Raw genomic sequence first — 15065 nt, forward strand, 5'->3', positions numbered from 1 at the left:
GCGGGATCGTCAAGGTGGGCGAGGAGATCGAGGTCGTCGGCCTGAAGCCGACGGTCAAGACGGTGGTGACGGGCGTGGAGATGTTCCGCAAGCTGCTCGACGAGGGGCAGGCGGGCGACAACATCGGTGCGCTGCTCCGCGGCCTGAAGCGCGAGGAGGTGGAGCGCGGTCAGGTGCTGGCGAAGCCGGGCTCGATCACGCCCCACACCAAGTTCAAGGCCGAGGTGTACGTCCTGACGAAGGAGGAGGGTGGGCGCCACACGCCGTTCTTCAACGGCTACCGCCCGCAGTTCTACTTCCGCACGACGGACGTCACGGGTTCGGTTCAGCTTCCGCAGGGTGTCGAGATGGTGATGCCCGGGGACAACATCGCGATGGAGGTGGAGCTCATCACCCCGATCGCGATGGAGAAGGAGCTTCGGTTCGCGATTCGCGAGGGTGGCCGCACGGTCGGCGCCGGCGTCGTGGCCGAGGTGATCCAGTAAGGAAGGGATCCCATGGCCGGGAATCGCAGCATCATCACGCTCGAGTGCAAGACCTGCAAAGAGCGGAACTACACGACCACGAAGAACAAGAAGAAGACGCAGGACAAGCTCGCGCTGTCCAAGTACTGCCCGCGCTGCCGCAAGCACGTGGAGCACAAGGAGACGAAGTAGCGCGAAGCCGCCGGGGATAGGCCAGTAGCTCGAACGGTAGAGCAGCGGTCTCCAAAACCGCGGGTTGGGGGTTCGAATCCCTCCTGGCCTGCCAATCGAGGCAGGACGAACCGAGCAGAAACCGACGGGGGCGGGGCGCCGAACGCGTCCCGCCCCCATGCCGCACGAAGGCCGAAGGGCGAGCCATGGAAAACGTGGGCGGGGTCGAGCAGCCGAAGCGGATCGTCGTGATCTTCTACGTGCTCGCCGCGATCGCGGTCGGGGTGTTCTTCGAGCGCATCCTCGCGCTCGCGTTCTCGTATACCCGCGTGAACGACTTCGCGGTGCTCGGGGACTGGACGCTCTCGACCGTCGTCGGGTTCGCGCTGGCGGTCGTGCTCGCGATCGGGGTGTGGCGCTACCCGAAGACCCAGCAGGTCTCGTTCGAGATCGCGCTGGAGCTTCGCCGGGTCACGTGGCCGAGCCTGCGCGAGACGCGGGCCGCCACGGTCGCGGTGATCGTGGCGTCGGCCGTCGCGGCGGTGGTCCTCGGCGTGTTCGACTTCGTCTGGAGCTGGCTCAGCTCGAAGGTCTACTAGGTCGCTCGCGGCCGAGCGGTTTCGACAGGCTCACGAGCGACGGGAGCCCTGGGCGGCGGAAGGCCGCCGGTGGCTCCCGCGGCGTTTAGGCGGGGCACGGGGCGACCACACGGAGACGCGCAAATGGCGAAGAAGTGGTACGTCGTCCACACCTACTCGGGCTTCGAGAACAAGGTGAAGAAGTCGCTGGAGGAGCGCGTCCGGCAGCACAGCCTCCAGGAGCAGTTCGGCGAGGTCCTCATCCCCATGGAAGTGGTCCAGGAGATGGTGAAGGGGGAGAAGAAGACCTCGAAGCGCAAGTTCTTCCCGGGCTACATCCTCGTGAACATGGAGATGACGCTCGACACCTGGCACCTCGTGAAGGGGACGCCCAAGGTGACGGGCTTCGTCGGGAACGCGAAGACGCCGAACGAGGTCCCGGCGGTGTCGGACATCGAGGTGCAGCGGCTCACGACGCAGATCTCCGAGGGCTCGCTGAAGCCCAAGCCGAAGGTGCAGTTCGAGGAGGGCGATCAGGTCCGCGTGATCGACGGCCCGTTCTCGAACTTCAACGGCACGGTCGAGGAGGTCAAGCCGGACAAGGGCAAGCTGCGCGTGCTCGTCTCGATCTTCGGGCGCGCCACGCCGGTGGAGCTCGACTTCATGCAGGTGGAGAAGACGTAGTGTGGCACCGCCCGCGGTGAGTCACCGCGGGCGAATACGTGGGAGAGCCGAGTCAACGGCTCGTTCGACCACGCGGGGCCGCCTCTGCGGCCTCGAGGAGCAGCGATGAAGAAGGTCACTGGACAGATCAAGCTGCAGCTCCCCGCCGGCAAGGCGAACCCGGCTCCGCCCGTGGGCCCGGCGCTCGGCCAGCACGGCGTGAACATCATGGAGTTCTGCAAGCAGTTCAACGCGGCGACGCAGGCGCAGGCGAAGGAAGCGCTCATCATCCCGGTCATCATCACGGTGTACCAGGACCGCTCCTTCACCTTTCAGCTGAAGACCCCGCCCGCGGCGATCCTCCTGAAGAAGGCGGCCGGCCTCCACACGGAGAAGAAGAAGGGCTCCGGCGCGCACAAGCCCGGCAAGGAGAAGGTCGGGCAGGTGACGCGCAAGCAGGTCGAGCAGATCGCGAAGACGAAGATGCAGGACATGACGGCGGGCAGCCTCGAGGCCGCGATGCGGACCGTCGAGGGGACCGCGCTGTCCATGGGCATCGACGTCGTCGGCTAGCCGCGAGGAGGACACGGACATGGCTCACGTTGCGAAGAAGTACAAGGCGGCGGTCGCGAAGGTCGACCGGGTGAAGCGGTACAAGCTCGACGAGGCGATGAGCCTCGTGAAGCAGACCGCCACGAAGAAGTTCGACGAGACGGTGGACGCCGCGATCAACCTCGGCGTCGACCCCAAGCACGCCGATCAGGTGGTCCGCGGCGCCGTCGTGCTGCCGCACGGCATGGGCAAGGCGGTCAAGATCGCGGTGTTCGCGAAGGGCGACAAGGCGCGCGAGGCCCAGGAGGCCGGCGCGGACATCGTCGGCGCCGAGGATCTCGCGGAGAAGGTCCAGGGCGGCTTCATGGACTTCGACAAGGTGCTCGCGACGCCGGACATGATGGGCGTCGTCGGCCGCCTCGGTAAGGTCCTCGGCCCCCGCGGCCTCATGCCGAACCCCAAGGTCGGCACGGTCTCGGCGGACATCTCCCGCGCCGTGAAGGAGCAGAAGGCCGGCAAGGTCGAGTTCCGCGTCGAGAAGGCGGGCATCGTCCACGTGCCGTTCGGCAAGGCCTCCTTCGACCCGGAGAAGCTCAAGGCGAACTTCTCGGCGATCATGGAGATCATCTACAAGGCGAAGCCGCAGACCGCGAAGGGCGTGTACGTGAAGAACGTGACGCTCTCCACGACGATGGGCCCGGGCATCAAGCTCGACCTCGCCGAGCTCGCCGCGCAGCACGGCTAGCGACACGTTTCTGGAGTTCCCGGCGGCATGACGCCGCCGGGGTTTCTGGTCCAAGACAGCGGGCCCGCGAACGGCCCCGGGTGCGAGCGCAGTTCCGGGGCGAGCGAGCGGCCAAGCGGATCCGCGAGGGTCCGACCCGCCGAGACGGGAACCTGCAGCCTCTCCGCAGCGTCCCCTGCTTGGCCAGGGGGTCTTCGTACCGGACGTCCGGTCCGAACCCCGAGCGAAACCGCGCCGGCGAACGCCGGCCGGTCCGAAAGGTGGTGAGACTAATTGAACCGGACGGAAAAAGAGCAGGTCATCGGTGAGCTCCACGAGAAGATGGCGAAGGCGAAGGCGGCCATCCTCGCGGAGCCCAAGGGGCTGAACGTCGCGACGGTCACCGAGCTTCGGCGCAAGCTGCGCGAGGCGAAGGTGGAGTACCGCATCGTGAAGAACACCCTCGCCGCGCGCGCCGCCAAGGGCACGCCGGTGGAGCCGATCGCGGAGAAGTTCGTGGGGCCGACGGCGCTCGTCATGAGCTACGGCGACGTCGTCACGCCGGCGAAGCTCCTCGCGGAGTTCATGAAGGACCGCGAGAACTTCACCATCCGCACCGCGGTGATCGAAGGTCGGGTCGTCGACGCGAAGGGGATCCAGTCCCTCGCGAAGCTGCCGGGGCTCCTGGAGCTCCGCGGCCAGATCGCCGCGATGATCGCGCAGCCCGCGACCCAGCTCGCCCGCATGATCGGGGCCCCGGGCCAGCAGCTGGCCCGTGTCCTCGGCGCGCGCCGCGAGCAGCTCGAGAAGCAGTCTTAAACGGTACGTGAACCGCCCGCGCGGAAGGTCGCGCGGGCCAGACGCTGCGGGCGCCCCGAAGGGCGCCCCGGAACAAAGAGAAGGAAGAAGGAAATGGCCGATCTCAACACGATCGTGGAACAGCTGTCGGGCCTCACGGTGATGGAGGCCGCCGAGCTCGTGAAGCAGCTCGAGGAGAAGTGGGGCGTCTCCGCCGCCGCTCCGGTGATGGTCGCCGGCGCGGGTGGCGGGGCTGCCGCCGCGGCTCCGGTCGAGGAGAAGACGGAGTTCTCCGTCGTCCTCGCGGACGCCGGCGCGAACAAGATCAACGTGATCAAGGAAGTCCGCGCGATCACGGGCCTCGGCCTCAAGGAGGCGAAGGACCTCGTCGAGGGCGCCCCCAAGGAGGTCAAGGGTGGCGTCGCGAAGGCGGAGGCCGACGAGCTCAAGAAGAAGCTCGAGGCCGCCGGCGCCAAGGTCGAGATCAAGTAGCGAGGCGTGCGCACGGCGGGGCGGAGTTGCAAGCCGCCTCGCCGTGGCTCACGTTGGAATCTTTGACGGGTGAGGGTGGAGTCGTTAAGAACCCGTATCCCTTTCACTGATTCCGGAATCCCGGCCGTTTCGGCCGGACGCAGTTGGGTAGCCGGCCTGCTGGCCGGCTAGACCTGTTTGTACGGGTCTCGAAGGGACAGAGGACCGAACTCGATGGCGACGACGATCCAGAACAACTTCAGAATCCGGCGAAACTTTGGGAAGATCAACAAGATCGCCGAGATCCCCAACCTCATCGCCATCCAGAAATCGTCCTACGACAAGTTCCTCCAGGCCGACGTCCCGCCCGAGAAGCGTGAGGACACGGGCCTGCAGGGCGTCTTCAAGTCGGTCTTCCCGATCAAGGACTTCAACGAGACGAGCTCGCTCGAGTTCGTCAGCTATCACCTCGAGAAGCCCAAGTACGACGTCGACGAGTGCCATCAGCGCGGCATGACGTACTCGGCGCCGATCAAGGTCGTCGTTCGCCTGGTCGTCTGGGACAAGGACGAGGAGACGGGCGCGCAGTCGATCCGCGACGTCAAGGAGCAGGAGGTCTATTTCGGCGAGATCCCGCTCATGACGGAGAACGGGACCTTTATCATCAACGGCACGGAGCGCGTCGTCGTCAGCCAGCTCCACCGGTCGCCGGGCGCGTTCTTCGACCACGACAAGGGCAAGAGCCACTCGTCGGGCAAGCTCCTCTTCAACGCCCGGATCATCCCGTACCGCGGGTCCTGGATCGACTTCGAGTTCGACCACAAGGACATCCTCTACGTCCGCATCGACCGCCGCCGGAAGCTCCCCGCGACGGTGCTGCTGCGCGCCCTCGGCGGCGTGCCGGACACGGCGAAGAAGAGCCCGGTCGAGTTCCACGGCTCGGCCGAGGAGATCCTCAAGTACTACTACGACACCGAGACGATCCGGGTCGAAGGCAAGGGCAAGTTCGAGAAGGACCTGAACCCGGACCTGCTCAAGGGCCAGCGCGCGACGCGCGACATCCGCGACCCGAAGACGAACGAGATCATCGTCAAGAAGAACCGGAAGTTCACCGAGAGCGCGATCAAGAAGCTCGTCGCGGCGAAGATGAAGTCGCTGCCGATCGAGCCGGAGGAGGTCTACACCAAGATCTCCGCCGAGGACGTGGTGGACGCCGACACGGGTGAGGTGCTCCTCGAGGTCAACGAGGAGGTCACCGAGGCCAAGATCGAGGAGCTCCGCAAGCGCGGCATCCTCGAGTTCAGGGTCCTCTTCATCGACAACCTGAACGTGCTGCCGTCGCTCCGCGACACGCTCATCCAGGACAAGATCTCCACGCCCGAGGAGGCGATCATGGAGATCTACCGCCGCCTCCGCCCCGGCGATCCGCCGACGCCCGAGACCGCGACGAACCTGTTCGTCAACCTGTTCTTCAACGCGGAGCGGTACGACCTCTCGAAGGTCGGGCGCCTGAAGCTGAACCACAAGTTCGGGATCGACGAGCCGCTCGACAACACCGTCGTGACGAAGCGCGACATCCTCGAGGTGGTCCGCTTCCTCATCGACCTCAAGAACGGCACGCCGAACAAGGACGTCGACGACATCGACCACCTCGGCAACCGCCGCGTCCGCGCGGTCGGCGAGCTGCTCGAGAACCAGTACCGCATCGGCCTCGTTCGCATGGAGCGCGCGATCAAGGAGCGCATGAGCCTCCAGGAGATCGAGACGCTCATGCCGCACGACCTCATCAACGCGAAGCCGGTCACGGCGGTCATCAAGGAGTTCTTCGGGTCGAGCCAGCTCTCGCAGTTCATGGATCAGACGAACCCGCTCTCCGAGGTGACGCACAAGCGGCGCCTCTCGGCGCTCGGGCCGGGCGGCCTCACCCGCGAGCGCGCGGGCTTCGAGGTGCGCGACGTCCACTCCACGCACTACGGCCGCATCTGCCCGATCGAGACGCCTGAAGGCCCGAACATCGGCCTCATCGCGTCGCTCTCCACCCACGCGCGCGTGAACGAGTACGGCTTCGTCGAGACGCCGTACCGCAAGGTCGAGAAGGGGAGGGTGACCGAGGAGGTCTCCTTCTACTCGGCGCTCGAGGAGGAGAAGCACATCATCGCGCAGGCGAACGCGCCGGTGGACAAGAAGGGCGTGTTCACGGGGAACATGGTCTCGTGCCGCAAGGAGGGCGAGTACATCAACGCCCGCCCGGACGAGGTCGACCTCATGGACGTGAGCCCGAACCAGCTCGTGTCCGTCGCCGCCTCGCTCGTGCCGTTCCTTGAGAACGACGACGCGAACCGCGCCCTCATGGGCTCGAACATGCAGCGCCAGGCGGTGCCGCTCCTCCGCACGCGGGCGCCGCTCGTCGGCACCGGCATCGAGGGGATCGTCGCGCGCGACTCGGGCGTGTGCGTCGTGGCGAAGCGCGACGGCGTCATCCAGTCCGTCGACGCCGCCCGCATCGTGGTGAAGGCCGACGTGCCGACCTCCGCGACCGACGTCGCGAACGAGGTCGACATCTACAACCTCATCAAGTACCAGCGGTCGAACCAGAACACCTGCATCAACCAGAAGCCCATCGTGAAGCCGGGCGAGCGGGTGAAGAAGGGCGACGTCATCGCGGACGGGCCGGCGACGGAGATGGGCGAGCTCGCGCTCGGCCAGAACGTGGTCGTCGCGTTCATGCCCTGGCAGGGCTACAACTTCGAGGACTCGATCCTCCTCTCCGAGCGCTTCCTCAAGGAGGACGTGTTCACGTCGGTGCACATCGAGGAGTTCGAGTGCGTCGCGCGTGACACGAAGCTCGGCAAGGAGGAGATCACCCGCGACATCCCGAACGTCGGCGAGGAGGCCCTGAAGGACCTCGACGAGTCGGGCATCATCCGCATCGGCGCCGAGGTGAAGCCGGGCGACATCCTCGTCGGCAAGATCACGCCGAAGGGCGAGACCCAGCTCTCGCCCGAGGAGAAGCTCCTCCGCGCGATCTTCGGCGAGAAGGCGGGCGACGTCCGCGACAGCTCGCTCCGCGTCCCGCCGGGCGTCTCCGGCACGGTCATCAACGCGAAGGTCTTCAGCCGCAAGGGCGTCGAGAAGGACGAGCGCGCGAAGGCCATCGAGGAGATGGAGGAGGCGAAGCTCCTCAAGGACCAGAACGACGAGATCCGCATCATCCAGGACTCGGCGTTTCAGAAGATCCGCCGCCTGCTCCTCGGCAAGGAGGTCTCCGGCCGCCTCGTCGACGACAAGGGCAACCAGCTCCTCAAGAAGGGCGACGTCCTCGACGACGCGCTCCTCGACACGATCCCCCAGCGCTACTGGGGCGAGATCGCGGTCGAGGGTGACGTGCAGGACCTGGCGCGGAAGATCGTCGAGAACTTCGAGGAGCAGAAGGAGCTCGTGAAGCTCCTCTTCGGCGAGAAGATCGGCCGCCTGAAGAAGGGCGACGAGCTCCCGCCGGGCGTCATCAAGATGGTGAAGGTGTACGTCGCCATCAAGCGCAAGCTCGCGGTCGGCGACAAGATGGCCGGCCGCCACGGCAACAAGGGCGTCGTCTCCCGCGTGCTCCCCGAGGAGGACCTGCCGTACCTCGAGGACGGCCGGCCGGTGGACATCGTCCTGAACCCGCTCGGCGTCCCGTCCCGCATGAACGTGGGCCAGATCCTCGAGACGCACCTCGGCTGGGCGGCGAAGAACGTCGGCTGGCGGCTCCAGGAGATGGTCGAGAAGAACTTCGGCCCCGATCAGCTCCGCAAGAAGCTGAAGAAGGCGTTCGAGGGCGTCGACGGCGCCTCCGAGCGGCTCGGGCTGCTCATCGAGGAGCTGCCGGAGAAGGAGCTGCCGAAGCTCGCGATGAAGCTGCGCGACGGCATGCACGTCGCGACGCCGGTGTTCGACGGCGCCCGCGAGGACGAGATGAAGGCGCTCCTCGGCGAGGGCTCGGCGACGATGCAGTCGATCCTCTTCGACGGCCGCACCGGCGAGCCGTTCGACCAGGACGTCACGGTCGGCGTCATGTACATGCTGAAGCTGCACCACCTCGTGGACGAGAAGATCCACGCCCGCTCCATCGGGCCGTACTCGCTCGTCACGCAGCAGCCCCTCGGCGGCAAGGCCCAGTTCGGCGGCCAGCGGCTCGGCGAGATGGAGGTCTGGGCGATGGAGGCCTACGGCGCGGCCTACTCGCTCCAGGAGTTCCTCACGGTGAAGTCCGACGACGTGGTCGGCCGCACCCGCATGTACGAGGCGATCGTCAAGGGCGAGAACACGCTCGAGTCCGGCCTCCCCGAGTCGTTCAACGTGCTCATCAAGGAGCTCCAGAGCCTCGCGCTCGACGTCGAGCTCCTCGAGACGCCGGAGGCGAAGGCGGCCCGCGAGCAGGCCGAGGGCGACCTGGGCGGGCCGCTCGGCACGCCGCGCGGCGCCGCGGCCGAGAAGAACACCGCGTAACCCGGGCCCGGGGCCGGCGGCTTGGAGCCGCCGGCCCCAGCGCCCGGTCCGCGCGGGCGCGCGGGCCGACGGGACGGTTCAGAGACCCTTCTTGCTGGACGAGGTCAAGACGTGAAGGACATCTTCAATTTCTTCGAGAAGCCGAAGGATCCGCTGTCGTTCTCCGCGATCCGCATCTCGCTCGCGAGCCCGGACAAGATCCGCCAGTGGTCGCACGGCGAGGTGAAGAAGCCGGAGACGATCAACTACCGGACCTTCAAGCCGGAGCGCGACGGCCTGTTCTGCGCGAAGATCTTCGGCCCCGTGAAGGACTACGAGTGCAACTGCGGCAAGTACAAGCGCATGAAGCACCGCGGGGTCGTCTGCGAGAAGTGCGGCGTCGAGGTGATCCAGTCGAAGGTCCGCCGCGAGCGGCTCGGCCACATCACCCTCGCGACGCCCGTCGCGCACATCTGGTTCCTCAAGTCGCTGCCGAGCCGCATCGGCAACCTCCTCGACATCACGCTGAAGGACCTCGAGAAGGTCCTCTACTGTGAGTCGTACATCGTCATCGACCCCAAGGAGACGACGCTCCAGCGCGCCGAGCTGCTCTCCGAGGAGCGCTACCACAAGGCGATGGAGGAGTTCGGCGAGGAGGCGTTCCTGGCCGGCATGGGCGGCGAGGCCGTCCTCGAGCTCCTCAAGGTCGTCGGCCCCGCGGACAAGGGGCACGGCGAGGGCGTGCACGGCCTCGCGGCCGAGCTGCGCGCCCAGATGAAGGAGGCGACGAGCGACGCGAAGCGGAAGAAGATCGCGAAGCGGCTCAAGGTCGTCGAGGCGTTCGTCGCGTCCGGCAACAAGCCGGACTGGATGATGCTCGAGGTCATCCCGGTCATCCCGCCCGACCTCCGCCCGCTCGTCCCCCTCGACGGCGGCCGGTTCGCGACCTCCGACCTCAACGACCTGTACCGCCGCGTCATCAACCGCAACAACCGCCTGAAGCGGCTCCAGGAGCTGAACGCCCCGGACATCATCATCCGCAACGAGAAGCGGATGCTGCAGGAGGCGGTGGACGCCCTCTTCGACAACGGGCGCCGCGGCAAGACCATCACCGGGCCGAACAAGCGCCCGCTCAAGTCCCTGAGCGACATGCTCAAGGGCAAGCAGGGCCGCTTCCGCCAGAACCTGCTCGGCAAGCGCGTCGACTACTCGGGCCGCTCCGTCATCGTGGTCGGCCCCGAGCTCAAGCTGCACCAGTGCGGCCTGCCGAAGATCATGGCCCTCGAGCTCTTCAAGCCGTTCATCTACAACAAGCTCGAAGAGAAGGGCTACGTCACCACCATCAAGAGCGCGAAGAAGATGGTGGAGAAGGAGCGCCCCGAGGTCTGGGACATCCTCGACGAGGTGATCCGCGAGCACCCGGTGCTCCTGAACCGCGCCCCGACGCTGCACCGCCTCGGCATCCAGGCGTTCGAGCCGGTCCTCATCGAGGGCAAGGCGATCCAGCTCCACCCGCTCGTCTGCACCGCCTTCAACGCCGACTTCGACGGCGACCAGATGGCCGTGCACGTGCCGCTGTCCATCGAGGCCCAGATGGAGGCGCGCGTGCTCATGATGAGCACGAACAACATCCTCTCGCCCGCGCACGGCAAGCCCATCATCGTGCCGAGCCAGGACATCGTCCTCGGCATCTACTACATGACCCGCGAGCGCGCGTTCGCCCGCGGAGAGGGCAAGGTCTTCGCGAGCGCGGAGGAGGTCCGCGCCGCCTACGACCAGGGCGAGGTCGAGCTCCAGGCGAAGATCTGGGTGCGCCTCGACGGCACCCGCGTCGAGAGCACCGTCGGTCGCGTGCTCCTCTACGACATCGTGCCGAAGCGGCTGCCGTTCGAGTCCATCAACAAGGTCATGGACAAGAAGCAGCTCCAGAACCTCATCGACCTCACCTACCGCCTCTGCGGCGAGAAGGAGACGGTGCTCCTCGCGGACCGCGTCCGCTCGATGGGCTACGGGAACGCGACGCGAGCCGGCATCTCGATCGCGCTCGAGAACATGATCATCCCGAGGAGGAAGCAGGAGCTCCTCGACCGCGCGATGGGCGAGGTGGAGGACATCCAGACCCAGTACACCGAGGGTCTCATCACCATCGGCGAGCGGTACAACAAGGTCATCGACATCTGGGCGCAGGTCACGGAGGAGGTGGCCCAGGAGATGATGTCCCAGATCGGCCAGGAGACGGCCGTCGGCCCGGGCAAGGACGGCAAGCGCGAGGAGCGCAAGCAGCCGTCGTTCAACCCGATCTACATCATGGCCGACTCCGGCGCCCGCGGCTCGGCGCAGCAGATCCGTCAGCTCGCCGGCATGCGCGGCCTCATGGCCAAGCCGTCCGGCGAGATCATCGAGACGCCGATCACCGCGAACTTCCGCGAGGGCCTGAACGTCCAGCAGTACTTCATCTCGACGCACGGCGCTCGAAAGGGCCTCGCCGACACGGCGCTCAAGACGGCGAACTCCGGTTACCTCACCCGGCGCCTCGTCGACGTCGCGCAGGACGCCATCATCACCGAGTACGACTGCGGCGCGATGGACGGCATCACGCTCGGCGCGCTGGTCGAGGGCGGCGAGATCATCGAGCCGATGGGCGAGCGCATCCTGGGCCGCGTCGCGCTCGACGACATCCACGACCCGTTCGCCACCACCGTGCTGGTGAAGGCGAACGAGGAGATCGACGAGAACCGGGTCAAGCTCATCGAGAACTCCGGCATCGACAAGGTGAAGATCCGCTCGGTGCTCACCTGCCAGGCGCGGCGCGGCATCTGCGTCGAGTGCTACGGGCGCGATCTCGCCCGCGGCCGCAAGGTGAACATCGGCGAGGCGGTCGGCGTGATCGCCGCGCAGTCGATCGGCGAGCCCGGCACGCAGCTCACGATGCGCACGTTCCACATCGGCGGCGCGGCGTCCCGGCGGGCGGAGCAGTCGACCATCGAGAACCGGAACCCCGGCCTCGTGAAGTTCCACAACGTGAGCGTGGCGAAGAAGAAGGACGGCACGCTCATCGTGATGAACCGCAACGGCGAGATCATCGTCACCGACGATCAGGGCCGCGAGCGCGAGCGCTACGGCGTCGTCTACGGCGCGAAGCTCCTCGTGCGCGAGGGGCAGAAGATCGAGACGAACACGCTCCTCGCGGAGTGGGACCCGTACTCGATGCCGATCATCACCGAGGTGGCCGGGCGCGTGAAGTACGGCGACCTCATCGACGGCGTCACGATCTCGGAGCAGGTCGACGAGATCACCGGCCTCGCCCGCAAGGCGGTCATCGCCTCCAAGGATCCCGACGCGCGCCCGCGCATCTCGATCAAGGACGCCGAGGGCAAGACGCGGAAGCTCGCCAACTCCGAGGCCGACGCCCGCTACATGCTCCCCGAGGGCGCGAACCTCGTCGTGAACGACGGCGACGAGGTCGACGCCGGCGACGTCATCGCGAAGATGCCGCGCGAGACCACGAAGACGAAGGACATCACCGGCGGTCTCCCGCGCGTCGCGGAGCTCTTCGAGGCCCGCAAGCCCAAGGAGCACGCGGTCATCTCCGAGATCGACGGCGTGGTCGCCTTCGGCAAGGACACGAAGGGCAAGCGCAAGGTGGTCATCACGCCCGAGGTGGACGGCAAGCTCCGGCCCGACCTCGCGAAGGAGTACCTGATCGGGAAGGGCAAGCACATCTCGGTGCACACGGGCGACCGGGTGCGTGCGGGCGAGGCGCTCATGGACGGCGCCGCCAACCCGCACGACATCCTCCGCGTGCTCGGCGAGAAGGAGCTCGCCCGCTGGCTGGTGGACGAGGTCCAGGAGGTCTACCGGCTCCAGGGCGTGAAGATCAACGACAAGCACATCGAGACGATCGTCCGGCAGATGCTGCGTCGCGTGCGGATCGTCGACGTGGGCGACACGAACTTCCTCGCCGACGAGCAGGTCGAGAAGTTCGTGTTCGAGGAGGAGAACGAGAAGGTGATCACCGCGGGTGGGCGCCCGGCGCAGGGCGAGCCCCTCCTGCTCGGCATCACCAAGGCCTCGCTCTCCACCGAGTCGTTCATCTCGGCGTCCTCGTTCCAGGAGACGACCAAGGTGCTGACCGAGGCCGCGATCAGCGGCAAGGTCGACCACCTCCGCGGCCTCAAGGAGAACGTCATCATGGGCCGGCTCATCCCCGCCGGCACCGGCCTGCCGCACTACAAGCACCTCGACATCGAGGTCGAGACGCCGGTGGACGCGGTGGAGGAGGCCGAGGAGGCCCTCGCCGTCGCGAGCGGGGAGGAGTAGCCGCTCCGCCGCGCGTCAGCTCGAGCCCGGAACCGGGCCCGGTCCCAAGAGGGGCCGGGCCCTTTCCTTTTTGATCTGGCGCAACGCAGTGTTTCGAGATGGCGTAAGCAGCCGCTTAGCTCCAGGCGCCCGCACGGACGGTGAGTCTCGGACGGGTCGGTGCCGGAATTGATGTGGAGCAATATTCGGCACTTGTCTGGGGGTCGTGGGAGGGGGCACGCGCTTGACGAATGCCAACTCCCAAATCGTGTTCATATTCTGCGGCACTTCGGACTTGCGTGGTGTGCGGTTCCCCGATGTCGCCGAAGACTTCCAGGGTCTACGGGCATATGGGGGATACTTGACTCGATGAGTCCGCTTTCATAAAGTCACGTTACGTAACCTACCCGGGACACTTCGACGCAGGCCAGAGAGGCGACCAGTAAATGAGGACGGCGACCACTCAGAAGAGCAGCAGGGAGTTCGAAGAGCTCGCTCCCTACCTCAAGGCGGTCCGCGACTATCCGCCGCTGAACCGCGAAGAAGAGCACGCGCTCGCGCTCCGCGCGCGCAAGGGCGACGTCCGCGCGAAGCAGAAGCTCGTGCGCCACAACCTGGCGTTCGTGGTCGCCATCGCGCGGAAGCAGCGCCGCGGCACGGTGCGGCTCGACGATCTCATCCAGGAAGGCAACGTCGGCCTCATGCGCGCCGTCGAGAAGTTCGATCCGCACGCCGGCACGCGCTTCTCGACGTACGCGGTCTGGTGGATCCGCGCCTACATCGGGAAGTATCTGAAGGAGGCGCGCTCCACCGTGCGCCCGCAGAGCGGCACGGTCGCGCAGCCGGACCTGTCGCTCGACAGCGCCATCGACGAGGAGGGTGACGCCACCCACCTCGAGCGCATCGAGGACGAGGGCCCCGGCCCCGAGGACACCTACCTGCAGGGCGAAGGCGACCGCGACGTCCGCGACGCGCTCGGGAAGGTCCGCAAGCGCATCGGCGAGCTGGGCTGGGACATCGTCCACAACCGGCTCGAGCAGGATCAGCCGCGCACGCTCGAGGAGATCGGCAAGCGCTGGGGCGTGTCGCGCGAGCGCGTCCGCCAGGTGGAGCTGAAGACGAAGCAGTTCCTCCACCGCTACCTGCAGCCCGGCGAGCGCGACGCCGCGTAGCCCGTCGCCCGGAGATCCGGCGAACCCGCGAGCCCGCCCCCGTGTCACGGGTGGCGGGCTCGCTCGTCCCGGCGGCCGGCTTGCGGCTCGCCGGGCGCGCTGCTAACGATGCCGCCATGCTGGAACGGATCGGCATCTCGCTCGAGCGCAGCCTGCTCGAGCAGTTCGACGAGCTCATCGAGCGCAAGGGCTATGTCAACCGCTCCGAGGCCGTGCGGGACCTCATCCGCGACCAGCTCGTCCAGCGCCAGTGGTCCGAGTCGGAGCGCGGCGAGCAGGTCGCGGTGGTCGCCGTCGTGTACGACCACGAGTCCTCGAGCCTCGCGCAGAAGCTGACCCACATCCAGCACGAGAACCACCAGGCGGTCGTCTCCGCGCTCCACGTCCACATGGACGCGCACAACTGCCTGGAGGTGCTCGTGCTCCGCGGGCGCGCCGGCGAGATCCTGCAGATGGCCGAGAGCCTCGTGGCGACACGTGGCGTGAAGTACGGCAAGGTCCTCCCTGCGACGACCGGCGAGGCCCTTCGCTAAACGACAGTTCGTGATTCGCGATCACCTTCGGTGCCGCGAATCACGCTGTCGTTTAGCCATGTTCGAACGGGGGCTGCGCCCCCGCCCCGCCGAGCGAAGCTCGTCGGGGCCCCACCCCGGCTCGCCGGGTCCCGTGCGACGCCGCGAGCGGCTTCGCCGCTTCCGCGGCGTCG

At 67.0% G+C, this 15065-nt stretch carries 12 protein-coding genes and 1 tRNA gene; all 13 read left to right on the top strand.

Annotated elements, in window-relative coordinates; genetic code table 11:
- Positions 1-485: EF-Tu/IF-2/RF-3 family GTPase (locus MNZ29_RS20590; RefSeq protein ID WP_242356550.1), on the top strand; the 485-nt coding region annotated here is incomplete at its 5' end.
- A 12-nt stretch (positions 486-497) separates the two neighbouring features.
- Complete coding sequence (gene rpmG, locus MNZ29_RS20595; RefSeq protein ID WP_242340765.1) at positions 498-656, top strand: 50S ribosomal protein L33; 159 nt, start codon at positions 498-500, stop codon at positions 654-656.
- A gap of 18 nt (positions 657-674) precedes the next feature.
- Positions 675-750 (top strand) — tRNA-Trp (locus MNZ29_RS20600).
- Positions 751-841: 91 nt separating this feature from the next.
- The gene (secE, locus tag MNZ29_RS20605; RefSeq protein ID WP_242340766.1) at positions 842-1234 is read left to right on the top strand and encodes a preprotein translocase subunit SecE; all 393 of its coding nucleotides are present in this window, start codon (positions 842-844) and stop codon (positions 1232-1234) included.
- 123 nt (positions 1235-1357) lie between these two features.
- On the top strand, positions 1358-1897 hold the full coding sequence (nusG, locus tag MNZ29_RS20610) for a transcription termination/antitermination protein NusG (protein WP_242340767.1): 540 nt from the start codon (positions 1358-1360) through the stop codon (positions 1895-1897).
- Positions 1898-2002: 105 nt separating this feature from the next.
- Positions 2003-2449 carry a 50S ribosomal protein L11 gene (gene rplK, locus MNZ29_RS20615; RefSeq protein WP_012097009.1) on the top strand — a complete coding sequence of 149 codons (447 nt, stop codon included), beginning with the start codon at positions 2003-2005 and terminating at the stop codon, positions 2447-2449.
- A 19-nt stretch (positions 2450-2468) separates the two neighbouring features.
- Complete coding sequence (rplA, locus tag MNZ29_RS20620) at positions 2469-3173, top strand: 50S ribosomal protein L1 (RefSeq protein ID WP_242340768.1); 705 nt, start codon at positions 2469-2471, stop codon at positions 3171-3173.
- Between the two features lie 273 nt (positions 3174-3446).
- Positions 3447-3971, top strand: a complete 525-nt coding sequence (rplJ, locus tag MNZ29_RS20625) for a 50S ribosomal protein L10 (protein WP_242340769.1) — start codon at positions 3447-3449, stop codon at positions 3969-3971.
- A 93-nt stretch (positions 3972-4064) separates the two neighbouring features.
- Complete coding sequence (gene rplL / locus MNZ29_RS20630; protein WP_242340770.1) at positions 4065-4442, top strand: 50S ribosomal protein L7/L12; 378 nt, start codon at positions 4065-4067, stop codon at positions 4440-4442.
- 213 nt (positions 4443-4655) lie between these two features.
- Entirely contained in the window at positions 4656-8909 is a 4254-nt protein-coding gene (gene rpoB / locus MNZ29_RS20635) for a DNA-directed RNA polymerase subunit beta (protein WP_242340771.1), read from the top strand.
- A gap of 111 nt (positions 8910-9020) precedes the next feature.
- Positions 9021-13208 (top strand): DNA-directed RNA polymerase subunit beta', encoded by a 4188-nt coding sequence (gene rpoC / locus MNZ29_RS20640; protein ID WP_242340772.1) that lies wholly within the window; start codon positions 9021-9023, stop codon positions 13206-13208.
- Between the two features lie 425 nt (positions 13209-13633).
- Positions 13634-14359 (top strand): RNA polymerase sigma factor RpoD/SigA, encoded by a 726-nt coding sequence (locus MNZ29_RS20645; RefSeq protein WP_242340773.1) that lies wholly within the window; start codon positions 13634-13636, stop codon positions 14357-14359.
- A 116-nt stretch (positions 14360-14475) separates the two neighbouring features.
- Entirely contained in the window at positions 14476-14892 is a 417-nt protein-coding gene (gene nikR / locus MNZ29_RS20650; protein ID WP_242340774.1) for a nickel-responsive transcriptional regulator NikR, read from the top strand.
- Positions 14893-15065 lie beyond the last annotated feature (173 nt).

It is taken from the genome of Anaeromyxobacter sp. SG64, assembly GCF_022690745.1.
In the GTDB taxonomy this organism is placed as follows: Bacteria; Myxococcota; Myxococcia; order Myxococcales; family Anaeromyxobacteraceae; genus Anaeromyxobacter; species Anaeromyxobacter soli.